The following is a 23,843-nucleotide window of genomic DNA, read 5'->3' on the forward strand; positions in this document are numbered from 1 at the left end:
GATCGACCGCGGCGACGGTGAACTTCCTCTCACCGATCGCCGGAACGACGTACGCCTCCTTGGTGGCGACCTCGGCGCACAGGTTCGCGCCCTTCATGTGCGGCTGCTCCCGTACCCGCGCGACGAGTTCCGGCTCGGTTCCGATCACCTCGCCGGAGAAGACTCCCGCCCGCATGGCGCCGCGCTCGCGCAGGTGGCGGGTGAGGGCGCGGGTGTCGATGCCGGAGATGCCGACGACGCCCTGCCTGACCAGTTCCTCGTCCAGCGAGCGCCTGGCCCGCCAGCTGGACGGCACGCGGGCGGGGTCGCGGACAACGTACCCGGCCACCCAGATCCGGCTCGATTCGTCGTCCTCGTCGTTCCAGCCGGTGTTGCCGATCTGCGGTGCGGTCGCGACGACGATCTGGCGGTCGTACGAGGGGTCCGTCAGCGTCTCCTGGTAGCCGGTCATGCCCGTCGAGAACACCGCCTCCCCGAAGGCCGCCCCCCGGGCCCCGTACGCATGCCCCCGGAAGATCCGGCCGTCCTCCAGGACGAGTACGGCCGCAGCGGGTCCGCGGCCGCTCATCGGTCCAGTCCGCACACCGGGCGGCCCCCGCCGCCGTGGACCGCGGTCTCGGGGACGCACTCCAGGCGGAACTGGGCCGCTGTGCGCAGGACCGCCTTCTCGACCTCCCCGCTGGAGTCGCCGCGGAACCGGAAGCGGGCGCCGACGTGCTCGTAGCCGCCGGCCCGGGGGATGACCCGGCCGGCCTCGGGAACGACCACGGCGTACGGAGCCTCGGCCGGGTCCTGCGGGGCGGGCAGGTCGTGTCCGACCACCCAGCAGGGGGGCGGGACCGGGGACGGTACGAGCAGCCAGCCGCCGGTGCGCCACCGCTCGGGCACGGGGAGGTCGGGGGACCGGCCGAGCTGGATGTCGGCGGCGGCCCGCATCAGGTCGATGCCGTGCACCTCCCGCCAGACGAACGGGATCTCCGCGCCGCCCACCCGGTAGCCCGCCTCCAGGAACCGGATCGCGGGCCGGCCATCGGCGCGGGTGCCGACGAACGCCTCCAGGTGGAAGACCCAGGGGTCGGAGCTGAGCGCGCCCGCGACCCGCGCGGTGAACTCGCCGAGGGCGCCCAGCAGTTCAGGGTCGTCGATCTCGACGGAGCCGAGTGCCTGGCCCTGGGTGAAGCCGACGCAGGTGTTGACGTAGCGCGAGGCCCGCCACGGTCCCAGGCGTTCGCCCGTCCACAGGCCGTCGATGTGGACGATGTCGTCCGGGCAGTACTCCTGCACCAGGCGCGGTTCGGACGGCAGGGCCCGCAGCCGCGGCAGGTCGGCGGGGGAGTCGAGGCGTACGACGCCCCGGCTGGCGGTACCGCGGCGCGGCTTGACCACGACGGGCAGGCCGTGGCGGGCGGCGAACGCGCGGACGGCGTGCTCGTCGGGGGCGTCCGCGAAGCGGGGGGTGGGTACGCGCGCGCCGGACACGATCTGGTTCATCACCAGTTTGTCGCGGAACCGGGCGAGTTCGGCGGGGGTCTGGCCGGCGCAGCCGAGGCGGACGCGGATGGCGGCCGCGGTGTCCAGGTCGCCCTCGTTGAGCGCCAGGAGCCGAGCGGGCGGGCCGAAGCGGGCGCGCAGTTCGGTCACCGCGCGCCAGACCGCCGCGGTGTCGTCGGTGGCGGGGACGACCAGGGCGGCCGCGGCGCCGGCGGGTACGGAGTCCAGGGCGAGGCGGGTGGTGACGTAGGTGATGTGGTGGGTGCGGTGGTCCAGGTAGTCCTCGTAGCGGGCGTGGCGGTCGCGCCAGCGGTGGAGGACGACGATGTGGTGACTCATGCGCGCTCCGTTCCGGGCACGGCCAGGTCGCGGACCCGGCCCACGGCGTAGGTCGCCGAGACCACGGCGGCGCGGGCGGAGCCGAGGGCGTCGCGGCAGACGTCGAGGTCGGGCTCGGGCAGTCCGGCGACGATGTCGGTCGCGCAGTCGATCAGGTGGAGAGCGGCCCGGATCAGCGGCTGCTCGTCGGTGTACCGCTCCTCCACGAGCAGCCGGGCGGAGTTCAGCTGGGTGACGGGGTCCGGTGCGGAGCTACCCGCCGGGACGGCGGAAGCGGCGATGGGGTTCACGGGCGGTTCCCTCCCAGTGGTCGGTGCGGGCCGGAGGCCTCGGCGGGCGTCGCGGCCGGGTGGCAGTCGGGCGCACACGAGGCGGGACCGGGCGACCGGGCGCCGGCGGAAGCGGGGCCCGGCCACCCGGCCGGAGTCGGAAGAAGGCGTGCTCAGCGCGTCTCGAAGCGGATCCTCGCGTTGACGGCCTCGGTCTTGGCCACGGCGTCGTCGGCATCCCGCCCGGACGCGATGGCATACCCGCTGACGCAGTCGGCGACGGTCAGCAGCGGGGGCACGGTCTCGCCCACGGCCTTGCCGATCACCGCGGCCACCTCGGTGTCCCGGAACTCGTCGAGGTAGGGCAGGAAGACGTACAGCACCTCGCCCTCGGGGATCCTGCGCACCTCGTCGGCGGCGTCCTCGGCGACCTCGACGGCGGTGACCGTGCCGGGCTCGGGGGTGAAGAACCGTACGGCAGCGCCGCCCAGCGGTTCGGGCGAGGTGGCGGGCAGGGCGTCGATGCCGAGCGGAACGGTGAGGAACATCCGGTTCAGGTCCAGGCCGAAGGCCCGCCGGACCAGTTCGGGTGCGCCGCTGCCGGCCAGCCGGGCGTGCGACTCCAGGACCCGGGGGCCCTTCTCGGTCAGCACGAACTCGCTGTGCGAGGGGCCCTCGGTGAGGCCCACCGCGTCCAGCAGCTTCGGCGTGAGCTCGCGGAGCTCGGCGAGCCACGGCCGGGCGTACCGGCTGGGCGTGCTGACCTCCCATTCGACGTACCGCTCGTTCATGCGGTACTCGGAGTAGCCGATGGGCAGGTGGCGGCCTTCGTGGGAGAAGGAGTCGACGCTGACCACCGGGCCGTCGAGGTACTCCTCGGCGATGACGGCGCTGATGCCCGCCTCGCGCAGTGCCTGCCAGGCCCGTTCGGCGTCCTCGGTGCCGTCCACGGGGTGGATGTGCAGGCTGGCCACGCCGTCCACCGGTTTGACGATGATCCGTTCGCCGACCTCGGCGCGGAAGTCGGCTATCTCCGCGGCGCTGTTGACCATCCGGTACCGCACGGGGCTCAGGCCGTGCTTGTCGAGCAGTTCGCGGGTGAGCGCCTTGTCCTTGAGGGCGCGGGCGGTGGCCTCGGTGACACCGGGCAGGCCGAGCGAGTCGACGACGAACCCGGTGGACTCGGCGGCCGGCTCGGTGGTGGTGAGCACCCGGTCGAACGGCCGCTCGTCGTGCAGCGGCTTCAGTACGTCGAGGACGGCCTGGCCGTCGGCGATGGGGACGTGCACGATGCGCTCGCAGTGCTCGGCGATGGCCGGGTCGTAGGCGCCCTCCTCGTGGACGAGGACGACGTCGATGCCGAGCTGCTTGGCGCCGGCGATCGGGGCCGGGCGGCCGCCGACGACGGCCACGCGGTACTTGTTCATGGGGTTCCCTCCGTGCGGGTGTTCGGGACGGCCTGTGTCAGGCGGCGTAGCAGCGGCGCAGCCAGCGGGCCGTTGCGTCGGGGCGCGGGGTGAAGGCCTTGCGGCGGTGCAGCACCCGGTGGTTGTCGAAGATCATGAAGTCGCCGGTGTCCAGGACGAGTTCGGCTGCCGGGATCGTGGCCAGCGCCTCGCTCCAGCGGTCCAGGGCGGTCCGGGCGCGCTCGGTGACGCCGCGGGTGGTGCCGCGGTCGTAGCGGGCGCGGTGGCGGCCCGTGCCGTCGGGTTCGAGGATCGCGGCCTCGCGCAGCGGGCCGGTGACCCCGCCGTCGTTGGAGTCCGGCGCGCCGACCTCGAACTGGGCGGTCTGCAGGATCTGCCGGGTCTCGGCGTCCAGACGCACGACGACGTCGTCGAGCGCGGCGATCTCGGTGGGGACCTGCTCCTCGTTGCGTACCGCGTAGAAGGTCAGGTACGGCGGGGTGTAGAGACGAGGGTCGGAGCCCGGCCTGCCGAACGGCTGGTGGGGGTTGTCGGTGTGCCAGAAGAACTCCGAGTCGGCACCCCAGGAGCTGGTCGTGCCGCAGGCCGACGGGTTCGGTACGACGTTGCGGATGAGGTGGCCGTCGTTCTCGTAGGCGACGGCGAAGGGCGTGCCGCCGATCAGGCGGATCAGCCCCAGGTGGATGGCGTTGGTGACGGCCAGTTCGGGTTCGTTGCCGAAGCCGCTCACCGGGGTGGCGGGGAAGTCCTGGGCCGGCAGGTTGGACAGCACCAGGGCGTGCCGCGCGGCCGCGGTGAACACCTGGACGCTCTGCAGCACGTCACCGGGGAGATGGCGGCTGAGCGCGTACGCGCCGATGCCGGCGAGGATGGCGTCGTCGAGATCGGAGTCCAGTCGGGTCTCCGAGACGCGTTCCGAAATCTCCTTGTCCAGCAGGTCCCGGACGCTGTCGTCGATGCGGTGCCGGGCGAACTGGAGCAGGCTGGTCATCGTTTGTCCTCCGATCGGTCGTGGGCTCGTCTCCGCCGCTCGCCGTTCAGCGGGCCTGTGACGGGGCCGACGGGATCCAGTAGGTCGTCGTACCGGAGGGCCGGCTGCGGGCCAGGGGGTCCTTGACGACGCGGCCGAGCAGGCCGACGGGCGTCACTACGAGGCAGTAGACGAGGAAGAGCAGGAAGGTGCGCATGGGCGGTCCGTTCTCCCTGCACCCGGGCGGGGCGCCGGGGTACGTGAGGCGTGGTGGGACGGGTGCTCAGTCGAGGGGGATCTCGGCGCGCCAGTCGTGCTCCTCCGACCAGGCGGGCTGGGCGCTCTTCTCCAGCAGGAAGCTGCCGAGCGCGAGCATGTCGATGTTGGTGCGCATGAAGCAGGTGTAGGCGTCGTCCGGGGTGTTCACGATGGGCTCGCCGCGCACGTTGAAGGACGTGTTGACCAGCACCGGGCAGCCGGTGCGGGCCTTGAAGGCGGTCAGCAGCCGGTGGTAGGCGGGATTGCTGTGCTCGGTGACCGTCTGCACCCGCGCCGAGTGGTCGACGTGGGTGACGGCGGGAATGGTCGAGCGGTGCACCTTGAGCAGGTCGAGGCCGCCGGCGCCGGCGCTGTCGGCGTCGAGCCGCTGGGAGGCCGTGACCTGGGAGACCACGAGCATGTACGGGCTCTCCTGCGGCAGGTCGAAGTAGTCGGTGGCGTCGGGAGCCAGCACCGCGGGCGCGAACGGGCGGAACGACTCACGGAACTTGATCTTCAGGTTCATGGTGGACTGCATGTCCGGGTTGCGCGGGTCTCCGATGATCGAGCGGGCGCCCAGGGCACGCGGTCCGAACTCCATACGGCCCTGGAACCAGCCGACGATCTTCCCTTCGGCCAGCCCTTCGGCGACCGCCTTGGCCAGCGTGTCGGGGTCCAGTCGCTGGTGCGGGATGCCGCGGGACTCCAGGTAGGCGGCGATCTCCTCGTCGTCGTAGCCGGGCCCGAGGAGCGAGCCGCTCATCGCGTCGCGTCCGGTGGCGGGGTGGTCGCGGCGCACCCCGCGTTCCATGGCGACGGCCTGGGCCGCGCCGAGCGCGCCGCCGGCGTCCCCGGCGGCCGGCTGGATCCACACCTCGTCGAAGATCCCGGCGTCGATGATCTTTCCGTTGGCGACGCAGTTGAGGGCGACACCGCCCGCCAGGCACAGCCTGGACTCGCCGGTGCGTTCACGTGCGGTCCGCGCCAGCCTGAGCACGACCTCCTCGGTGACGGCCTGCACGGAGGCGGCGAGGTCGAACTCCCGTTCCGTGAGCGGGCCCTCGGGGTCCCGCCGGGGTCCGCCGAAGAGCTTCTCGAAGCCCCGGCCGGTCATCACCTGGCCGCGCAGGTACGCGAAGTACCGCATGTCCAGGCGGAAGGAGCCGTCGGCCTTGACGTCGATGAGCTGCTCGCGGATGAGGTTCGCGTAGCGGGGCCTGCCGTAGGGGGCCAGGCCCATCAACTTGTACTCGCCGGAGTCGACCTTGAAGCCGCAGAAGTAGGTGAACGCCGAGTACAGCAGCCCCAGCGAGTGCGGGAACCGCAGTTCCGCGAGGGGGGTCAGTTCGGTGCCGCGGCCGTGCCACAGGGTGGTCGTGGCCCATTCGCCGACGCCGTCGATGCACAGGACCGCGGCGGACTCGTAGGGGCTGGGGAAGAAGGCCGACACGGCGTGCGACTCGTGGTGACGGCGCACGGACAGCCGGGGTACCGGGCCCTGGCCCAGGGCGGCGAGTTCGGCGCGCACCCGGTCGGCGGTGCGCAGCTTGCCGCCCGGCCCGAGCCAGGAGGGGAGGGTGTCGCGGAAGGACGCGAAGCCGGTCGGGGCGGCGCCGAGGAAGGTGGCCAGGACCCGGCGGAACTTCAGCCGCGGGTCCTCGTAGTAGGCGACGGCGGACACGTCGTCCAGGCGTGCGCCCGCCTCCTCGAGGCAGTAGCGAACGGCCGCCGAGGGGAAGGAAGGGTCGTGCCGTCGCCTGCTGAAACGTTCCTCTTGAGCAGCCGCGACAGGCACACCGTCGGCGATCAGCGCCGCGGCGCTGTCGTGGTAGAAGGCCGACACTCCCAGGATCAGGTCAGACACCGCTGCGTTCCTCCACGGAATTGGTGTGCGGGTTGTGGTCCTTGCGATCGGGCGCCGCCTCATCCCCGCCGGCCGGCCAGCCGTCCGCGGCGGGCGGCCAGCCGGGCGCCCACGCCGCTCGGCGGATTCAGCGAGCGGTAGCCCACCCGCACGCGCTGCCAGGTCTCCGCCCGGCCGCCTGGACCGGGGGTCTCGGGCAGGGCGGCCATGAGGGTGTCCACCGCGTCCGCGGCCCACGCGGAGTGCCCGGTGGCGACGTTGTCGATGGTGTTGTGGATGTCGACGAAGCGCGTGCTGAAGCCGTACGCCTTCAGCGCGAGCCGGGCCCGGCGGTAGGTGCCGCCGACTCCCGACAGCTCCATCGCCAGGTTCAGCCCGAGCACCTCGGGCAGGAACGTCCTCGGGAACCGGCCGACGCACAGCCAGTACACCGGCAGCTCGAACGACTCGTCCCGGAAGCCGGGCCAGCGGGCGAACTCGGCCGAGGCGGTGGGCGGCAGGTCGACGCCCATCTCCTTGAGGACGTCCCGGTAGATGAGCGGGTGGTTCAACCGGGGCTCCCCGTTGCCGAGTTCGTCCCAGTAGGTCTCGAAGAGCGAATGCCCGATCTCCGACGACGCCTGCTCGTAGTCGGTGAACCCCTGCAGCCAGCTGCCGTCGATCAGAGTCAGCGGCGCCGTCTGCACGGTGTCGTCGACGACGGCTTCCCTGGAGGGCAGCGGCACCTCGGCGTTCTCCTCGAACTCCGCACCGTGCCGGTCGTGCCGGTCCTGGAGCCAGGGTCGCAGCCCTTCCCGTGTCCAGCGTTCCGGCAGCGGCACGGCCCCGTCCATGCCGTGCCGCGACCGGGCCAGCCAGCCGGCGACGTACCGCTTGGCCCAGGACCGCAGCTCCGGGGTGTCGGTGCGGCGCATCAGCAGGGTGTAGGCCTCGCGTACGGAGGAAGGGGCGCGGCCCGGCGAGGGGTGGCCGGCGCGGAGCGCGGCGGCCACCGCGGTGGGGGCGGCGGGCGTGCCCTCCGTACGGGTCTCGGTGCGGGCGGTGTTCTCCTGCGGGGGCGCCGCCGGCAAGGAGTCGATCCACCGCCGGATGACGTTCAGGTCCTCCGGTGAGAACACCCGGAACATCGGCCCGCGCTCCCCGACCAGCCCGCGCACCAGCGAGCTGGCGTGCGACCGGCCGGGCTTGACGAGTCTGCTGCGGGCCAGGGCGTCCAGCAGCGGGCCCGCGTCGGTACGGCACTCGGTGAGCCAGCGGGCGAGGGGCTTGCCCTCCAGCTGGAACTGGTGGTGGTACACGGAGCCCTCACGGGAGCGCTGCCGCATCAGTTCCGCCATGTCGAACGCCGGGTCTCCGGCCGCGACCAGCTCCGCGTACAGCGCCCCGGACCACTCGCGCAGCGCCCCCAGCGTCCAGGCGAAGCCCCGGCCCACCGCGGCCGCGGCCCGGGGGCCGCCCTCCTCGGCCAGTTCGTCGGCCAGGGCGCGGCACTGGAGGTCCGGCCGCTCCGCGGCGTCGTCCCGCGGCACCGAGGGGTCCACCGCCTCCCAGTCGGTTCCGGCCGGGCGGGCCCGCCTGACCATCCTCAGGGCGGGCAGCAGGCCGACCGTGCGCAGGCACAGGTCGGCGCCGAGCAGTTCGCCGCGGAACTCGTCCGGTCGCCTGCTCATCGCCAGCAGCAGGCCGGGCAGACGGAACGCCGTCTCGGGAATGCGCTGGTCGCCGGTGAGCCGGGCCGCCGGTACCGCGTGCTCCGCGAGCCGCAGCCTGCGCAGCAACTCCAGGAAGGCGCTGCCCCGGGAGGCGTGCGGATGTCCGGCGCCCACGTCGGCGGCGTACAGCGCGAGGATCCGCAGCACCACGGGGACCTCGAAGTTGCCCGGTGCGCTCAGCCACTGCAGCCAGGCACCGGAGACGAGGGAGAGCGGGGAGCAGCCGAGGACGGCCCGGCGCACCAGCACCTCCTCGTGCCCGGCGGGCCGGCCCTCCCGGTGCCCGGCGTCGAGCAGGCCCGTGAATCGCTTGCCCTCGGCCGCCGCCCAGTCGGCCGCCTGCCCCACGAGGTCGTCGAGCGGGCCGCCGGCGACGGCCGCCCGGCGCAGCTCGGTGCGGACCTCCTCGACGAATCCGCCGTCCGGCAGCGATGCCTCGGGGTCGGCGGCGTACGCGTACACGACCCGGGCGGGGCCGCCGTCGTCGTACATCCTTCTCCTTTCGAACGGCCTGTTTTTCCGCAGGAACGCGTCAGAACATGGGATAGATGGATGCGTCGTTCTTACGGCTGGCGCGCTTCTTGCGCCGGAACAGGACGTCCGCGAGCTTCCGCAGAAGGGACACGCGTCATCACCTTTTCTCAAGGGGGGATTGCAAGAAGGACCGAAAGGGGAAAGGCGGGTCAGGAAAGCGCGAGCGTTTCGGCGAGAACGCGGGCCACCAGGTCGTAGCCGTGGTCGGTGTAGTGCGCCCTGTCCACGAAGATCCAGTCCCGTTCGGTGACCGCTTCGGCCACGACCGGGTTGAGGTCGACGTAGCGGATGCCGAGCTTCTCGCAGCCGGCCCGCAGCTGCTCGGAGAAGGCACGGGCGACCTCCTTGCGGGAGATGTCGCCGTAGAGGGCCTCCCAGGTGCCCAGCTTGGAGATGCGGTCGATCTCGTCGAAGAGCAGTTGCTCCTGCGGCGCGTGCCGGTCCCGCATCCACAGCGCCATCGGCTGCAGTACGTACGTCAGCCGGGCCGCCGGCCCGGCCAGCCGCCGCCAGCTCTCCAGGTGGCGCAGGGTCAGCTCGGCGGCGGAGTCGATGACCGCCGGGATGTCGCGGCGGACGTCGTCGTGGGTGGAGATGGTGCGGCGGCGCTCGGTGCGGCGGCCCAGGAGCTTGTTGCCGGCGGCCTTGCGGTTGCTCTCGCGGAGCTCCTCCATCTTGTCGAAGTACTCACCGCAGAACCAGAACGCGCCGTGGTCGCCCTGCTGCCACTGAGGCAGCCTGCCGACGGTCAGGTCGTTGAGCCCCGAGAAGACGACGATCTCCTCGATCTCCGGCAGCAGGTGGCGGTAGAGGGTGAACAGCAGCAGTTCCTGGGTCGAGTTGTAGCAGCGGCCGCCGAAGTTGAGCCACGGCGCGGACGGGGCGTGCTTGCCCCACAACCGGGAGGCGAGGGTGGTGGCATCGCTGGTGGCGCCGATGCCGAGCACGGTGGAGCTGCCCGAGATCAGCCGCACCGGACCGGCGGGCACGCGGCCGGCCGCGGAGGCCGTCTGTCCGCCCGGGCCGTGCGAGACGCGGAAGCCCGCCCGGTCCGTGTTGATGACGGAGGACCGGTAATCGGCCCGGTGGAAGTACATGAGGTAGGGCAGGTAGCGGGCTTCGCCGCGGTCGTCGAACCGCGCGTACTCCTGCATCTGGGGGGTCAGCTCGTCACGGTGGAGCTTCACGTGGTCGCACTCCTCGGCTGGTGCGGATGAGGTGGGTGGAACGGGAAGTCAGGCCTGGGAGGGGGCGGTCGGGCCTGGGAGGGGGCGGTCGGGCCTCGGGGGGGGCGGTCGGGCCTCGGGGGGCGGGGCAGGCCTCGGGAGGGGCGGGTCGGGCGTCGGGAGGGGCGGGGCAGGCCTCGGGAGGGGCGGGGCAGGCCTCGGGAGGGGCGGGTCGGGCGTCGGGAGGGGCGGTCGGGCGTCGGGAGGGGCGGTCGGGCGTCGGGAGGGGCGATCAGGCCTGGAACAGCGGGCCGCGGTGCAGCTTGTGCTGGGCCGCCTGGGCCAGCGGCCGGACCACGAGCCGGTCGACGTTGACGTGCTGGGGCAGCCCCACCGCCAGCGCGACGCATTCGGCGACGTCGTCGGCGGTGAGGGGGCGGTCGACGCCCTCGTAGACCGCCGCGGCCCGCTCGGCGTCGCCGCGCATCCGGTTGAGGGCGAACTCCTCGGTCATGACCAGGCCGGGCGCCACCTCGATCACCCGGACGGGCTCGCCGCTCAGCTCCAGGCGCAGCGTCTCGGTGAGCGCGCGCTCGGCGTACTTGGCCGCGCAGTAGCCGCCGCCTCCCTCATAGGCGGTGAAGGCCGCGGTGGAGGTCACGGTGACGACGGTGCCGCCCTGGCCGGCCTTGAGCAACGGCAGCAGGGCCTGGGTCACGCGCAGGGTTCCCAGCACGTTCACCGCGTACATCCGCTCCCAGTCCGCCGCGTCCGCCTCGGCCACGGATTCCGCCCCCAGGGCGCCGCCCGCGTTGTTCACCAGGACGTCGCAGGAGCCGAGTCCGGCGGCGAAACGCCGTACGGCGCCGTCGTCGGTGACGTCGAGCGGGTACGGTCGTGCGCCGGTCTCCTCGGCCAGTCGCCGCAGCCGCTGCGTACGGCGGGCGACGGCGACCACGTCGAATCCGTTCTTCGCCAGCCGGCGCACCGTCGCCGCGCCTATTCCGCTGCTCGCCCCGGTCACCACGGCCTTTCCGGCCACCGACGCCACCGCCTTTCCACTCGTCCGGCATTCGATGCGGCCAAGGGACTTCCCGCAGCTGTCCTGTGGAATTCCCTCGGTCGTTCATCCGTGCGGTGGAATCCTCCCCACTCGGCGACGCGCGTTGAACCGCGCCCATTGTTCGGACATCGGCAATGCGGAAACCCGCAGGGCAGACAAAAGGAACACGGGAGGGTGGGGCGGGGCGCCTCGGCCGGGGCGGTCCGGGCCTACGGGCGCGGGCCGGCCAGAGGTGTGCGGACCCAACGGCCGACCGGCGGCGGCCGGCCTCACCGCGACGGCTCCGCCCCGGGTTGCCGGGCGGACCAGGGAAGCGCCGAGGGCCGGGAGACAAGGTCAGCGCGACGACGGCACGCAGGACGGGCACGTGGTGGGCGACGGGCACGGCTGTCCGCCGGCCCGCCCCTACCCACCTTTTTGTGCGTACTTGGCAGCGCGCCCCTCACCGCCGAAGCTGGAGGGGCAGGTGAACGTCAGGAGGCCGCGCGAGCGCCGGTCTCCGGGCCGGCCAGCCTGTCCAGACGCCGGTGCCCCCAGTCGGAGAGAGGAGCAAGGGCCTCGGCGAGGTCGCGGCCGAACGCGGTCAGGGAGTACTCGGTCTTCAGCGGAAGCACGTCGTACACCCGCCGGTCCACCAGACCGTCCGCCTCCATCTCGCGCAGCGCCTGGGTCAGCACCTTCTCGGTGAGGCCGGGCACCCGCCGGCGCAGTTCGGCCGGCCGGTGCGGGCCGGATTCCAGCTGCCACAGCAGCGTGGTCTTCCACTTGCCCTCGATCACGGCGATCGCAGCGGTCACTCCGCAGACGTTCGGATCGTGGCGCCGGTGCGCCATGCGGTACCCCCTTCATCAGCGATTACCCGATTATCCGCAATTACTCAGTACGTTACGGGAGTTGAAGCATGTCCGTGCACACCGACCGGTCCCCCGCCGCCGTCACCGTACTCGGGCTCGGCCCGATGGGCCGGGCGCTGGCCGCCGCGTTCCTCGACGCCGGCCTGCGCACCACCGTGTGGAACCGCACCCCGGGCCGGGACGCCGACCTCGTCGCCCGCGGCGCGGTCGCGGCGCCGTCGGCCGCGGAGGCGGTCGCCGCATCCCCGCTGACGGTCGTCTGCGTCGTCAACTACGACGCCTCGGACGCCGTACTGCGCCAGGAGGACGTCACCGCCGCCCTCAAGGGCCGCACCCTCGTGAACCTGAGCGCCGACACCCCCGACCGCGCCCGGGACACGGCCGAGTGGGCCGGCCTGCACGGCGTCCGCTACCTGGACGGCGCGATCATGACCCCGACCCCGACCATCGGCACGGACGACGCGGTGTTCCTGCACAGCGGCCCCGAGGAGCTGTACCGGGAGCACCAGCCCGTGCTGGCGGCGCTCGGCGGCACCCACACCCACCTGGGTGAGGACCCCGGGCGCGCCGCGGCCTACGACATCGCGCTGCTCGACATCTTCTGGACGGCGATGGGCGGCTACGTCCACGCCCTCGCCGTGGCCCGCGCGGAGGGCGTCACCGGTGCGGAGCTCGCCCCCTTCGCCCAGGGCATCGCCGCGATCCTGCCGCCCCTGTTCACCGAGTTCGCCGCCGACACCGACTCCGGGTCGTACTCGGGCGAGCTGAACCCGATCACCTCGGCCGCCTCGACCATGGCCCACGTCGTCCACGCCTCCGAGGCGCACGGCATCGACGCGAGCCTGATGCGCGTGATCGAGGGGCAGGCCCGGCGGGTCATCGCGCTCGGGCACGGCACGGACGGGTTCACCCGCGTCGCCGAGGTGATCGCCCGGCGCTGACCCCCGGAGCCCGTCGGAGCTGCGCCGACGGGAGCCCGCCGGAACGGCAGGGGCCGACGGGAGCCCGCCGGAACGACAGAGGCCGCGCGGAACCCGCCGGAACGGCAGGACCGCCCGTGCACCACGTCCAGCCGGGACACCGCACGGGCGAGCACCACGCAGAGCCGGTGCGGACCCCGGCCTCCGGGGCCCTCCGCCTCCGGGGCCCTCCGCCTCCGCGTCCGCCGCCGGCCCGGGGGCCGAGGAGCATCCGTGTCCGCTCGCGCGCCGAGCCTCCTCTCGCACGAGTCGACCGGGAGAGGTACGGGCCCGAGAGGGACGGGGCAGCCGTCACGGCCACCGAGCCATGACGGCTGCGCGGACCGCTTCGACCGCCTCCCGGCGGACCCCGGCCCGGGCTGTGGCGCGCATCACATCCGTCCCATGTCACGTCCGGGCCGCCTGCTCCCATCTGGTGGGCGTCTGCAAGCGAGCCGAGGAGGACGGAACGATGAGCGCACAGCAGGAGACCGGCACCGCGACCGCGCACCACGTGGTGATCCTGGGGGCGGGATACGCGGGCATGGCCGCGGCGGTCCAGCTCGCGGCCCGGGTGCAGCGGCGCCCGGGGGTGCGGGTGACCGTGGTGAACGCGCAGGAGCGGTTCACCGAGCGCATGCGGCTGCACATGACGGCGACCGGGCAGCCGCTCGCCGAGCTGAGCATCCCGGAGCTGCTGGAGGGCACGGGCGCGCGGTTCCTGCGCGGCTGGGTCACCGCGGTCGACGCGGACGCGAGGACCGTGCGGGTCGACGACGACCGGGTGCTGCACTACGACACGCTGGTGTACGGGCTGGGCGGGGTCGCCGACACGTCGGCGGTGCCGGGTGTCGAGGACCACGCGTACACCCTGAGCAGTGCCCAGGACGCCGAGTTGCTGGCCGACCGGCTGGCGCGGCTCGACAGCGGCACGGTGGTGGTCGCGGGCAGCGGGCTGACCGGCGTCGAGTCGGCCGCGGAGATCGCCGAGCGGTACCCGCGGCTGAACGTGGTGCTGCTGGGCAGGCAGGAGCCCGGTGCGACGATGAACCCGAGGGCGAGGGCGTATCTGCGCGCCGCGCTCGACCGGCTGGGCGTCCGGGTACGCGCCGGGGTCGAGGTGGTGAAGGTGCTGCCCGACGCGGTGGAGCCGGCGGACGGGGAGAGCATCGCGGCCGACGCGGTCCTGTGGACGAGCGGTACTCGGGTGTCGCCGCTGGCGGCCGCCGCCGGGCTGGCCGTCGACGAACGCGGACGCATCGTCACCGACGCCACGCTGCGGTCGGTGTCCCACCCGGAGGTGTACGCGATCGGTGACGCGGCCGCGATCCGCCAGGGGTACGGCGTCATGCACGGCACCTGCCAGGGCGGCATGCCGACCGGGGTGCACGCCGCGCTGTCGATCGACCGCGTGCTCAAGGGCAAGCAGCCCAAGCCGTTCCGCTTCGGCTACTACCACACGCCGGTGAGCCTGGGCCGCGGTGACGCCGTGGTGCAATTCACTCGGCCCGACGACAGCCCCCGCCGGATCTGCCTGACAGGCCGCACGGCCGTCCGGTACAAGGAGACGGTGACCGCCTCGCCCTGGCCGACGTACGGCCGTATGAAGAAGATGCCCGCCTCGGGCGCGTTCTGGCCCCGCGGAGGTCGCTTCACCCGCGTTCGGGGGGCCCGGTGACCGGCCACTCCGCCCACCCCGACCACCAGGTCTTCCACGCGTACCGGCGGCTGCTGTTCTCCGTGGGCTACCGCGTCCTCGGCAGCGCCGCCGACGCCGAGGACGTGGTCCAGGACGCCTGGATCAAGTGGTCCGCCGCGGACCGCTCGCAGGTGGCCGACCCCAAGGCGTACCTGACGCGCATCGTCTCGAACCTGGCACTGGAACGGCTGCGCTCCACCCGGCACAAGCGGGAGACCTACGTGGGGCCGTGGCTGCCGGAGCCCATCCTCACCGGCGGGGATGCCGCCGAGGCCGTCACGGACGCCGAGTCGGTGTCGATGGCCATGATGGTGGTGCTGGAGACGCTCAGCCCGCTGGAGCGCGCGGTGTTCGTGCTGAAGGAGGTCTTCGACTTCAGCCACGCCGAGATCGCCGAGGCCGTGGAGCGTTCCGAAGCCGCGGTGCGGCAGGCCGCGCACCGGGCCCGCGAGCACGTGCGGGCCCGGCGGCCTCGCTTCGCCGCCGACCGGTCGCGGCAGCGCGAGGCCACCGAGCGGTTCTTCGCCGCCGCGACCGGCGGGGACGTCAACGCCCTGATGGAACTGCTCTCCCCGGACGTCACCCTGTGGACCGACGGCGGCGGCAAGGTCCGCCAGGCCCTGCGCCCGGTCGTGGGCGCGGCCACGGTGGCCTCCTGGTTCGCGGCCATCGGCACCGTCACCTACCAGGGCGTCGAGCCCGCCGACATGAAGGCCGAACTCGTCGGGATCAACGGTGGGCCGGGTCTGGTGTTCAGCGCGCCGGGACGCGTGATCGCCACCGTCACCTTCGACTTCGGTGCCGACGGCCGTATCACCGCCATCCACAACGTGGCCAACCCGGACAAACTCCAGGCCGTCGCCGACGGCACCACGTACGACGTCGGGACGCGGTGAGCGTCGCCACCGGCGCGTCGCCGATCTCGTCGTCCGCCGGCGGCGGGCGCGCGAGTCGGGGAAGACGCCGGCCGCCGCCCGGACCGGGAGGGCCTCGCCGGCCGGGCGCCCCGCGCCTCCCGGCGCCGCTCGGCCGGTCCGGCTACGGCGCCTCCCGTTCGCGGTGCCAGCGGGCCAGCTCCGCCACGATCCGCGCGCGGCTCGGTACGTTCTCCAGCCCGAGGGGCTCGGCCGCGGCGGCCAGCACCTCCTGCAGTCGCCGTGCGGCGGCCCGCAGGACCGGCCGGCCGGGCCCCGGGGCGTCCCCGAGGGAGAGCGCCACCCGGATGACGTCGGTGAAGAGGGACTGCACCCTCTTGAAGGCGAGGAGGCGCTGCAGGTCCGACGCGTATCCGTACGAGCTGCCCTCGCGGACCTCCTCGACGGCCGCGCACCACGCCTGGACCATCCTCCGCTCCTGACGCACCGGATACCGCATGAGGTGCAGGTGGGTCGCCAGGTCGTAGAGGGGGTCACCGAACAGCGCCAGCTCCCAGTCGATCGTCCAGAGGCGCTGCTGCGGGTCGACGATGAGGTTCTTCCGGTGCAGGTCCGCGTGGAGGAGGCAGAAGGGGCGCTTCCGCAGCCCGGCCACGTGCTTCCTGAGCCGGTCGAACGCGTCGTCCGGCACGCCCAGCGCACGGTAGAGGGAACCGAACTCGGCGCGGTTCCCCTCGTAGACCTGCTGCTCGGCGAAGACGGTCAGCCACTCCAGGAACCCGCCGCTGTCCCCGTCCTCCGAGTGGTTCCGCGCACCGCGGCGGCGCTCCGCCCCCAGCGTGCCCGGCGTGATCCGCGCCAACTGGGCGAACAACGCCACGATCTGGCAGAAGATCACCGCGGGCACCCGACGTCCCGGCGCGTGCGACGCGGCGAGCGTACGTCCCTCGATGAACGTCTGCACGCTCAGCCCGCCCTCGCTCGCGAGCACCGCGGGCACCCGCTCGATCCGCCCGCTCAGGGAGCGCAGCAGAGCGTCCTCCGACTCGAAGTACCTGCGGTCGAACCACAGCACGGACCGGCGTGGCTCCCTGAACTTCACCTTCGTCCCGTCGAGCAGGGGGACCACGTAGGACTCGTGGTGGTAGCCGCTGAGCGGGCCCGTGACCAGGCTCGCGTCGCCGCTCACCGCCACCGCTCGCCTGCGGGCCGCGGAGAACCGTGCCGGTGTCATCCTCTGTGCTCTGCCCGTCCTGGTGGAGCCGATGGGGCGAGGGGACGGGGCGCCGTGCCGCACCGTCCCGTGTCGTCTTTGTCCGCCCGTACTCCGTGGTGCAGACTGCCGCGGTGACCGACACGGGATTCAGACGGGAAGCCACCGGGAGCCAGGCCCGGCTGCTGCGCGCGGTCGGGTCCGCACGCGTGGTGCTGTTCGACTTCGACGGCCCCGTCTGCGATCTCTTCGGGGGCGCGGCGACAGCGGATGTGGCAGAGCACGTCAAGCAGGCGGCCCGGCAGCACTGGGGAACTCTCGACCCCTCGGTCGAGGAGTGCCACGACTCCCACGGAATCCTCCGTCCGCTCAGGGACATGTACGAACGATCCGTACCCAAACCGAGCGCCCGCCCGCTGGAACTCGCGGAAGCCGCGGTCACGGCCCGGGAATGGGAGGCCGTGCGCACGGCGCCCCCCACGGACCGTCTGCACACCCTCGTGGGCCTGCTCCTCGACCTCGGCATGCGCCTGGCCGTCGTCAGCAACAACGCGGAGGAGCCCATCCTGGCCTGGCTCGGCCGTCTCGGACTGGGCCCGAAGTTCGACGGGGTGTTCGGCCGCTCCCCGCACGACGCGCGGCTGATGAAGCCGCATCCTGACTGCGTGCACCGAGCCCTGCGCCACCTCGCGGTGCCCGCCTCCGACTGCCTGCTCGTCGGGGACCAGCTCACCGACCTCGAGGCGGCCCGGTCTGCCGGGACCGGTTTCCTCGGCCTCACACGGCATGCGGAACGCGCACGGAGGATGCGGCAGGGCGGCGCGGACGCGGTGGTCCCCTCGTATCTCCCGGTCGTACGGGCTGCAGGTGAGCTCCTGGCCTGTGGGTGACGACCGCGGCCGTCACCGGCCTCGCGGTCGTCGCGGACGTCGCCGGCCTCGCGGCGGCGGCCCTACCGGCCCACCACCCGCAGTACCGGTTCGAGGGAGCCCACGATCATCTGCGCGCCGGCGTCCCGCAGCAGCTTCTCCTTCCGGTCGTTCCTCGCGTACCCCAGGAAGCCGACACCGGCGCTCGTGGCCGCGGCCAGGTCGGAGGGGGAGTCACCGACCATCAGGGTGGCGGAGGCGGCGACCTTCGTGGCGCTCAGGGCGCGGTCGAGGGAGTACGGGTCGGGCTTGAGACGGTGCAGGTCCCGGGTGCGGCCGTAGACGTGCGGGGAGAAGCAGGGCGACAGGCCGCGGCCGGCCAGGTAGGCACCGACCGCGCGCGGGGAGTTGTTCGTCACGACGGCCAGCCGGCACCCGATCGCCGACCAGGTGCGGATCAGCGGATCGGCGTGGGCGGTGGGCGTCGCGGAGGGCACGGCGCGGAGCTCCGCCGCCGTGCAGAACTCCTCCAGCCCGGCCGCCAGGTCGCTGCCGGGACACCGGCGGTCCACGGCCCGCAGCACCGCCTGCGGATCGTCGGTTGCCTGCTCGTGCGGGGAGAGCAAGCCCCCCATGCCGCGGTCCGCCAGCCACCGCACCATCTCGGCGGCGATCCGGCTCGCCCGGTACTGGGCGAACAGACGGCAGATCGGGCCGTCGAAGTCCCACAGTACGAGCCGCGCGCGCCGGACCGCGCGGCCCAGCGCCTCGTCGTCCGCCTCCGCTGTCACCGGTTCCGTCCGCTCCGCCTCGTCGGTCTCCAGGTCATCGGTCTCCAGGTCATCGGTCCAGGTCGTCGGTCCAGGTCATCGGCCTCTAGGTGAGGGCCATGTCCGAGGTGATGGTGTCCCAGAGGGCGTCGAACCACTTCTGTGACTCCTCCACGAACGTCGCGTCCCGGCGGCCCGCCCGTTTCAGGAAGGAGAACAGCAGCGACTGGGCCCCGAGGGCGTCGTACATCTCCAGCGTCCGGCCCTCGTACTCCTCCGCGCGCCTGGTGAGCATGTAGTAGCCGATCAGCGCCTCGTCGCCGTTGATCAGGTAGAGCTTCACCGGCGGGGAGTAGGGCAGGGTGCGGAAGGTGACGCGCACGTCGACGTGACGGGTGGTCCGCACGGCGCGCAGGTTGTGCTCGAGTACCTGGGCATGGGCGTTGCGCATCTGGAGCCAGCGCCGGTGGACCGGGTCGTCCTCCTCCTCCTCGACCAGGACGGGGAAGGCCAGCTTGGCGTTCCGCGACGGCATCAGGACACGGAAGTCGATCGACTCCGGGCGGATGTGGCCCTCGTGGATGAGGCGGAGCGGCTCGCTGAGGGCGAGCATCAGCGTCTCCGACGTGTGGCACACGACGTCCACCCGCACCCGCGGCGCCGAGAACGCCTTCGTCAGCCTCGGCCCCAGCGCCGCCATCGCCGGCTGCGCCTCACCTGCCCGGACCGGGGCGGGCTCGGCGATGCGGGGCGGACTGCCCTTGCTCACGTTGGTGAGCAGGCCGTCCTCCTGGAGGGCCCGCAGTGCCTGGCGGACGGTGCCGCGCTCCACCTTGAACTCCTCGGCCAGCTCGGCCTGGGTGGGCAGGCGGTCGCCCGCCTTGAGGTCACCCCCGCGGATCCGTTCCCGCAGGATGTCGGCCAACTCCTGGGCCGAGAGCCTTCTGCTGCCGTTCACGGACGCGTTCTCCTGAGTCACGACCAAACGCTACAACTTCGACCTACCTACCGGGAGTTGCTTGAAACTTGTTTACAGGTAGTAGCCAAGTGGGGACAACTTAACAGAAGTTGGTTGCCAACTTGGTCTAGTTGGCGGAAGTTCCTTCCCAGACTTCCGAAGGGGGAAAGACCATGCCCGTCCTCACGCTCGTCTCCACGGTCTTCGTCGTCGCCTTCGAGGCGATCGTCCAGTGGCGGTACGGCGCCACTGGCATCGTCGGCCTGCTCCTGCTCACCCTGGGCATCAAGGCGAAGAGCCCGTCCGTCAGTTCCGCCGGGGCGGTGATGCTGGCCCTCCTCGTCGCGGGGCCGGCGCTGTGACCAGGGGACGGTCCGGCCGCGGGCCGACGGCGGACGAGCGGCGGACGGGCGGCGGGCAGGCGGCGGGCGCGGGACGCGAAGAGACACGCCTGTCGACCTTGGCCGGTTCCGGTCGCCCCGGAAGGATCCGGCACGGCGTTCCGCCGGGCACGGCCGGGGTCCCGCCGCAGCCGGGCACCACGGCCGCGGGGCCCCTCGGGCGCGCGGCCGCCCACCCGTTCCGACCGGGGGACGAGCAGGTCACCGACGGGCGGCGGCGCACTCGGTACCGCACTCGACGGCCGGCCGGTCCGACGCGAGGGAGCGACGCCCCGGTCGCGGACGCCCGGGCCCGGCCCGGGCGCACCGCCCGCTGCCAGGGTTTCGTTTCGGCTCCACAACCGGTCACTGCAACTTCTCGCCATCTTCGCGGAGTTCACGGAAAGGTGGGTACAAGGCGTTCCCAAGTAGGAATAACTAACACTAAGTTGGCAACCAACTTGAGCAATGTGGTCACACCTTCCGAGGGTTGGCCACCAAGGTGACAGGGGGCCACCATGCCGCTCATCGCCATCGTCGTCGCCGCTCTGGCCATCGGGTTCGAGCAACTCGTGCAATGGAAGTACGGGCCGATGGGAATCATCGCGTTCGTCGCGCTGTCCATCGGCATCAAGGCGAAAAACACCATGATCGGCGGTGTGGGCGCGGTGATCCTCGTGATGCTGCTCGCCCAGTCCGGCTGAACCGACGTACTGCTGTCCGGGCCCCCTTCCGGAGGGGAGCCGGGAGCCCGGACAGTCAGTCAGCACCACCGCACAACAACCACAACCACAACTGAATGCAGCACAGCAACGCAGCACCGCACCGCATGACCACAACCGAAGAGCACGCGCTACGGATGCGCACACCCACCCGTCACCGGCAGAAGGGATCCGCTCTCAGAACATGTCCGGGCACCAAGGCCGCCTGGACGTACGCAGCAGGGCGTCGGCCACACGGGCGGCGCCCGCTCGTTCTTCCCGGACCCGGCCGAGCGCGGCCAGCCGTACGGCCGACTCGTCGCCCAGCCACAGCGCCGCCAGCTCGCCCACGTCGAGCACCAGGTGGGCGCTCTCGGTGGTCGGCGTGCAGGCCGCCCCGTCCGGCCCGGCCTCCAGCCGCCACCGCCCGCCGGTCAGCCCTCCCCATCGGTCCACGACCTCCAGCACCAGGGAGCCCCGCCCCTCGTAGGTGCGCGCCTCCAGCGCCCGTACGACGTCCAGGATCCGCACCCACAGCCAGTCCGCCTGCGTGGTGATCCTGGCCGCACGCGGGTCGGGCAGGAGGTGCGGAAGCAGGTCGTCGGGGGAGCGCCAGCCGCTCTTCACCGTCGTGATCCAGTCGATCGAGCACAGGTAGTGCCACAGGGCCCGCTCGGCGGCCGGCGTCACGGCCAGCAGCCAGTCCACGGTCGCCGTGTTCAGCGGCTGCTTGGCGTCGCCCCAGTGGTCGTCGGCCCGGTACGCGGCCTGGCCCTCGACCGCGCCGTCCGCCGAGCGGTACAGGGCGTAGAAGGGCTCGGTCCACGGGGTGCCGTTGACGTTCAGCACCCCGGTCCGGGTCAGCCACCACAGCTCTGCCCGGCTGACCGCGCCCGGCTGGGCCCGGCGCAGCCGCTCGTGCAGTCCGGGGCCGAGTGTGCGGACGTCCTCGCCGTCCACGAGGTCGATCCGGCCGCCGTCCTCCGGGGCCGCCCAGCGCCGGTCCAGGCCGGCGCGCGGCACGTCGACCGTCCACTCGGTCATGGTGGTGGCGGGGCCGAATCCGTAGCGGCCGTAGATCGGGTACTCGGCCGCGATCAGTGTCGCGACGACGTCCCCGCGGTCCTTCGCCGCCGCCAGCTCCCGCGCCATCATGCGGGTGAGCAGGCCGCGGCGGCGGTGGGTCGCGGTGACGGTGACGTTGGAGATCGCGTCGGCCTGGACGAGGGCGCCCCCGACGGCGGTGATCTCCTGGTCGAAGGACCGGAAGGTCGCCACGCAGCGCTCGCCGTCGAAGGCGCCGGTGGACCGGCCGGGCACGAACAGGTTGCGGCGGGCCTCCAGTTGCTCCGCCGCGACGGCGGGCGACATCAGGAACCCGGTGTTCAGGGCACGGTGCCAGTCGGGGAACTCGGCCTCGGTCATGGGACGTACGTCGATGTCGGAGGGGCGCGTCATGTGCTCACGGTAGGTCGGCGTCCGCGCCGGCGTCGCACGGTTTTCGCCGGGGCGGTACGGCTCCCGTCGGCGCCGCACTCGGTGCCGCACTCGGCGCCGCACCGATGGGCACCGTACCGATCGGCGCCGTACCGCCCGACGACCGCCCCGGCCCCGGCCCCGGCCCTTGACCCTGCCTCCTCAGAAGGCGGCCCGGATCTCCCCCACCTCGCGCCCGCCGCCCAGCAGGGGCGTACGGCCGATGCGGTCGACCACGGGCCCCTCCACGCCCATCAGCGTCAGGGCACGGGCCAGTACCGGGCCCAGGGCCCGCGTCGCGCCGTCCTCGACCTTGAAGGCCAGGGCGCGGCCGTCGGGCAGGGCCACCGCCTGCACGGCCTCCGCACCCATCTTGGAGAGCGTGCCGGGCACCTCGCGCATCAGCCAGGTGTCGGCGCGGCGGGTGCCCGCGACGTACTCGGGGTGGGCGCGCATCGCGTCCGCGACGCGGCGCTCGGCCGTGCCGGGTTCGGCGCGGACGAAGGAACGGAAGGCGCGGGCCAGCCCGACCAGGCTGATCGCCATCAGCGGCGCCCCGCACCCGTCCGTGCCGACGGCGGCGACCGGCTCGCCCGCGGCGTCCTCCACCACCCTGTGGATGATCCGCTGCAGCGGGTGGTCGGGGTCGAGGTAGGTCTCCGGGGACCAGCCCTGCTGGGCACAGACCGCCAGCATCGCGGTGTGCTTGCCGGAGCAGTTCATGGTGATCCGGTCGGGCGCCGCGCCCGACGCCAGGTACGTGTCCCGCTCCTCCGGGTCCAGCGGCAGGTCGGGCGGGCACTGGAGCGCGGCGGGGTCCAGACCGTACTCGTCCAGCATCTTGCGGACCAGGTCCCGGTGGAAGGGCTCCCCGGAGTGGCTCGCGGAGGCCAGCGCCAGCCGCTCCCCCGCGAGGTCGAGACCGGCCCGCAGGACGCCCGCCGCCTGCATCGGCTTGTTGGCGGAGCGCGGGAAGACCGGCGCCGTGACGTCCCCCAGGGCCAGCTCCACGGCCCCGTCGGCGCCCAGGACGACCAGACTGCCCCGGTGCCGCCCCTCGACGAAGCCGGACCGGACGACCTCGGCGAGGACGGGCGGGACCACGGACGACAGCGCGGACGTGGGCGCCGGCTCGGCCGACTGCGGCTGGGACGACTGGGGCTGCGGCTGGGACGACTGGGGCTGTGACTGGGACGGCTGGGACGGTTGCGGCGCGGGCATCGGCGGTGGCCTTCCGGACGGGTGACCCACCGCGGTGACATCCCGGGATCGCCGGGGCCCGGAGGGCGGCCCGGAGGCCGCCCCACGCGTCACACGAGCAGGTCGTCGACTTGTGCTTCCCCCTCACGGTACCGGCGTGCGATCTCCGCGCTGCAGTCGTCGGCGGTGCGCTGGAGGCGCTGCCTCCGCCGGGACACCTGCTGCTCGTAGCGCACGAGCCGCCCCGTCCCTGCGGTCAGCTCGGCGTCGGTGCGGGCCGTCAGGTCGGACAGCTCCACCTCGCCGAGCATCTCCGCGGCCAGCCGCCGGCATTCCTCGCTCCGTGGCGTGCCGAGCGTCACATGGCGGGCGGAGGAGCGCTGCCGGGCCGGGGCGTCGGTCAGGATCTCCGACAGCCGCTCGACGACGGACCCCTTCGCCGCGGTGGTCACCACGGACGCGGGACGACGCCGTGCCAGCTCCGCACGCAGGATGTCGATACGCCCCTGCAGCAGCCGCCGTACGTAACTCAGGTCGGCTTCCTCGCGTTGCGCGTCCCGGCGCAGGGCGCGCAGCTCCGGCAGGCTCAGCGCGGTCAGGTCGTGCCCCGGAGGATCCGCGGGCAGCTCCGGACTGTCCGTGCGCTGCACGGGCGGCCGGGGCGCCTCCAGGCCACCCGGATATGTCAACGCGACAGTCCCAAGCGGCTGCCCCGTACTCGGTGTTCCCATGTGCCTCAACCGTCCCCTCGACCGGCGTCTGGGAGCATCGTGCCACCCCAAGTGGCCGCTATGTG

Annotated in this window: 23 protein-coding genes; 6 read left to right on the forward strand and 17 right to left on the reverse strand. The window is 72.9% G+C overall.

From position 1 onward, the window contains the following. The 11 genes from ACP4IX_RS34445 to ACP4IX_RS34495 form a co-directional block, all read right to left on the reverse strand. Positions 1 to 568 (reverse strand): carbamoyl-phosphate synthase domain-containing protein (locus ACP4IX_RS34445; protein WP_426558473.1); only part of this gene is annotated, 568 nt, incomplete at its 3' end. Further along, positions 565 to 1,830: an ATP-grasp domain-containing protein gene (locus ACP4IX_RS34450; RefSeq protein ID WP_426558475.1), complete on the reverse strand. Its 1,266-nt coding sequence runs from the start codon at positions 1,828 to 1,830 to the stop codon at positions 565 to 567. The genes ACP4IX_RS34445 and ACP4IX_RS34450, both read right to left, overlap by 4 nt. Beyond that, entirely contained in the window at positions 1,827 to 2,120 is a 294-nt protein-coding gene (locus ACP4IX_RS34455) for a hypothetical protein (RefSeq protein WP_426526407.1), read from the reverse strand. The genes ACP4IX_RS34450 and ACP4IX_RS34455 overlap by 4 nt, the downstream gene beginning before the upstream one ends. 152 nt (positions 2,121 to 2,272) lie before the next feature. Continuing rightward, a complete protein-coding gene (locus ACP4IX_RS34460; protein WP_426526409.1) occupies positions 2,273 to 3,526 on the reverse strand; it encodes an ATP-grasp domain-containing protein in 1,254 nt (417 codons plus the stop codon). 37 nt (positions 3,527 to 3,563) lie between these two features. Further along, positions 3,564 to 4,517 (reverse strand): TauD/TfdA family dioxygenase, encoded by a 954-nt coding sequence (locus ACP4IX_RS34465; protein ID WP_426526411.1) that lies wholly within the window; start codon positions 4,515 to 4,517, stop codon positions 3,564 to 3,566. Positions 4,518 to 4,563: 46 nt separating this feature from the next. Then, the gene (locus ACP4IX_RS34470; protein ID WP_426558477.1) at positions 4,564 to 4,713 is read right to left on the reverse strand and encodes a hypothetical protein; all 150 of its coding nucleotides are present in this window, start codon (positions 4,711 to 4,713) and stop codon (positions 4,564 to 4,566) included. 66 nt (positions 4,714 to 4,779) lie between these two features. Continuing rightward, positions 4,780 to 6,618 (reverse strand): carbamoyltransferase family protein, encoded by a 1,839-nt coding sequence (locus ACP4IX_RS34475; protein WP_426526415.1) that lies wholly within the window; start codon positions 6,616 to 6,618, stop codon positions 4,780 to 4,782. Positions 6,619 to 6,677: 59 nt separating this feature from the next. Continuing rightward, entirely contained in the window at positions 6,678 to 8,822 is a 2,145-nt protein-coding gene (locus tag ACP4IX_RS34480) for an iron-containing redox enzyme family protein (protein ID WP_426526417.1), read from the reverse strand. A 191-nt stretch (positions 8,823 to 9,013) separates the two neighbouring features. After that, the gene (locus tag ACP4IX_RS34485; RefSeq protein WP_426526419.1) at positions 9,014 to 10,051 is read right to left on the reverse strand and encodes an SGNH/GDSL hydrolase family protein; all 1,038 of its coding nucleotides are present in this window, start codon (positions 10,049 to 10,051) and stop codon (positions 9,014 to 9,016) included. Between the two features lie 271 nt (positions 10,052 to 10,322). After that, positions 10,323 to 11,072, reverse strand: coding sequence for an SDR family oxidoreductase (locus ACP4IX_RS34490; RefSeq protein ID WP_426526421.1), 750 nt, complete (start codon positions 11,070 to 11,072; stop codon positions 10,323 to 10,325). A gap of 494 nt (positions 11,073 to 11,566) precedes the next feature. Then, positions 11,567 to 11,926, reverse strand: coding sequence for a winged helix-turn-helix transcriptional regulator (locus ACP4IX_RS34495; protein WP_426526424.1), 360 nt, complete (start codon positions 11,924 to 11,926; stop codon positions 11,567 to 11,569). Positions 11,927 to 11,994: 68 nt separating this feature from the next. Between ACP4IX_RS34495 and ACP4IX_RS34500 the strand changes: the two genes are divergently transcribed. The 3 genes from ACP4IX_RS34500 (at position 11,995) to ACP4IX_RS34510 (ending at position 15,501) form a co-directional block, all read left to right on the forward strand. Beyond that, positions 11,995 to 12,888 carry an NAD(P)-dependent oxidoreductase gene (locus ACP4IX_RS34500; RefSeq protein WP_426526426.1) on the forward strand — a complete coding sequence of 298 codons (894 nt, stop codon included), beginning with the start codon at positions 11,995 to 11,997 and terminating at the stop codon, positions 12,886 to 12,888. A 490-nt stretch (positions 12,889 to 13,378) separates the two neighbouring features. Next, complete coding sequence (locus tag ACP4IX_RS34505) at positions 13,379 to 14,584, forward strand: NAD(P)/FAD-dependent oxidoreductase (protein WP_426558479.1); 1,206 nt, start codon at positions 13,379 to 13,381, stop codon at positions 14,582 to 14,584. Continuing rightward, the gene (locus tag ACP4IX_RS34510; RefSeq protein ID WP_426526430.1) at positions 14,581 to 15,501 is read left to right on the forward strand and encodes an RNA polymerase sigma-70 factor; all 921 of its coding nucleotides are present in this window, start codon (positions 14,581 to 14,583) and stop codon (positions 15,499 to 15,501) included. The genes ACP4IX_RS34505 and ACP4IX_RS34510 overlap by 4 nt, the downstream gene beginning before the upstream one ends. Positions 15,502 to 15,643: 142 nt before the next feature. Here the strand turns inward: ACP4IX_RS34510 and ACP4IX_RS34515 are convergent, their stop codons facing one another. Next, on the reverse strand, positions 15,644 to 16,714 hold the full coding sequence (locus ACP4IX_RS34515; RefSeq protein ID WP_426558480.1) for a phosphotransferase: 1,071 nt from the start codon (positions 16,712 to 16,714) through the stop codon (positions 15,644 to 15,646). A gap of 113 nt (positions 16,715 to 16,827) precedes the next feature. Between ACP4IX_RS34515 and ACP4IX_RS34520 the strand changes: the two genes are divergently transcribed. Then, a complete protein-coding gene (locus tag ACP4IX_RS34520; RefSeq protein ID WP_426526434.1) occupies positions 16,828 to 17,583 on the forward strand; it encodes an HAD family hydrolase in 756 nt (251 codons plus the stop codon). A 62-nt stretch (positions 17,584 to 17,645) separates the two neighbouring features. On the opposite strand, the gene ACP4IX_RS34525 is transcribed toward ACP4IX_RS34520, so the two are convergent. After that, positions 17,646 to 18,353 carry an HAD family hydrolase gene (locus ACP4IX_RS34525; RefSeq protein ID WP_426558482.1) on the reverse strand — a complete coding sequence of 236 codons (708 nt, stop codon included), beginning with the start codon at positions 18,351 to 18,353 and terminating at the stop codon, positions 17,646 to 17,648. Positions 18,354 to 18,438: 85 nt separating this feature from the next. Then, positions 18,439 to 19,317, reverse strand: coding sequence for a winged helix-turn-helix domain-containing protein (locus tag ACP4IX_RS34530; RefSeq protein WP_426558484.1), 879 nt, complete (start codon positions 19,315 to 19,317; stop codon positions 18,439 to 18,441). Between the two features lie 146 nt (positions 19,318 to 19,463). Here ACP4IX_RS34530 and ACP4IX_RS34535 point away from each other — a divergent pair, with 146 nt between their 5' ends. Both ACP4IX_RS34535 and ACP4IX_RS34540 read left to right on the forward strand, forming a co-directional pair. Next, a complete protein-coding gene (locus ACP4IX_RS34535; RefSeq protein ID WP_426526440.1) occupies positions 19,464 to 19,652 on the forward strand; it encodes a hypothetical protein in 189 nt (62 codons plus the stop codon). Positions 19,653 to 20,188: 536 nt separating this feature from the next. Further along, positions 20,189 to 20,374 carry a hypothetical protein gene (locus ACP4IX_RS34540; RefSeq protein WP_003974784.1) on the forward strand — a complete coding sequence of 62 codons (186 nt, stop codon included), beginning with the start codon at positions 20,189 to 20,191 and terminating at the stop codon, positions 20,372 to 20,374. Between the two features lie 195 nt (positions 20,375 to 20,569). On the opposite strand, the gene ACP4IX_RS34545 is transcribed toward ACP4IX_RS34540, so the two are convergent. From ACP4IX_RS34545 to ACP4IX_RS34555, 3 genes are all read right to left on the reverse strand, one after another. Further along, positions 20,570 to 21,829, reverse strand: coding sequence for a GNAT family N-acetyltransferase (locus ACP4IX_RS34545; RefSeq protein WP_426558486.1), 1,260 nt, complete (start codon positions 21,827 to 21,829; stop codon positions 20,570 to 20,572). Positions 21,830 to 22,009: 180 nt separating this feature from the next. Beyond that, entirely contained in the window at positions 22,010 to 23,068 is a 1,059-nt protein-coding gene (locus tag ACP4IX_RS34550; RefSeq protein WP_426558487.1) for an asparaginase, read from the reverse strand. Positions 23,069 to 23,157: 89 nt separating this feature from the next. Beyond that, positions 23,158 to 23,778: an aerial mycelium formation protein gene (locus ACP4IX_RS34555; protein ID WP_426526448.1), complete on the reverse strand. Its 621-nt coding sequence runs from the start codon at positions 23,776 to 23,778 to the stop codon at positions 23,158 to 23,160. Between the last annotated feature and the right edge of the window lie 65 nt (positions 23,779 to 23,843).

Source organism: Streptomyces sp. WG5, from assembly GCF_049974565.1.
GTDB lineage: Bacteria > Actinomycetota > Actinomycetes > Streptomycetales > Streptomycetaceae > Streptomyces.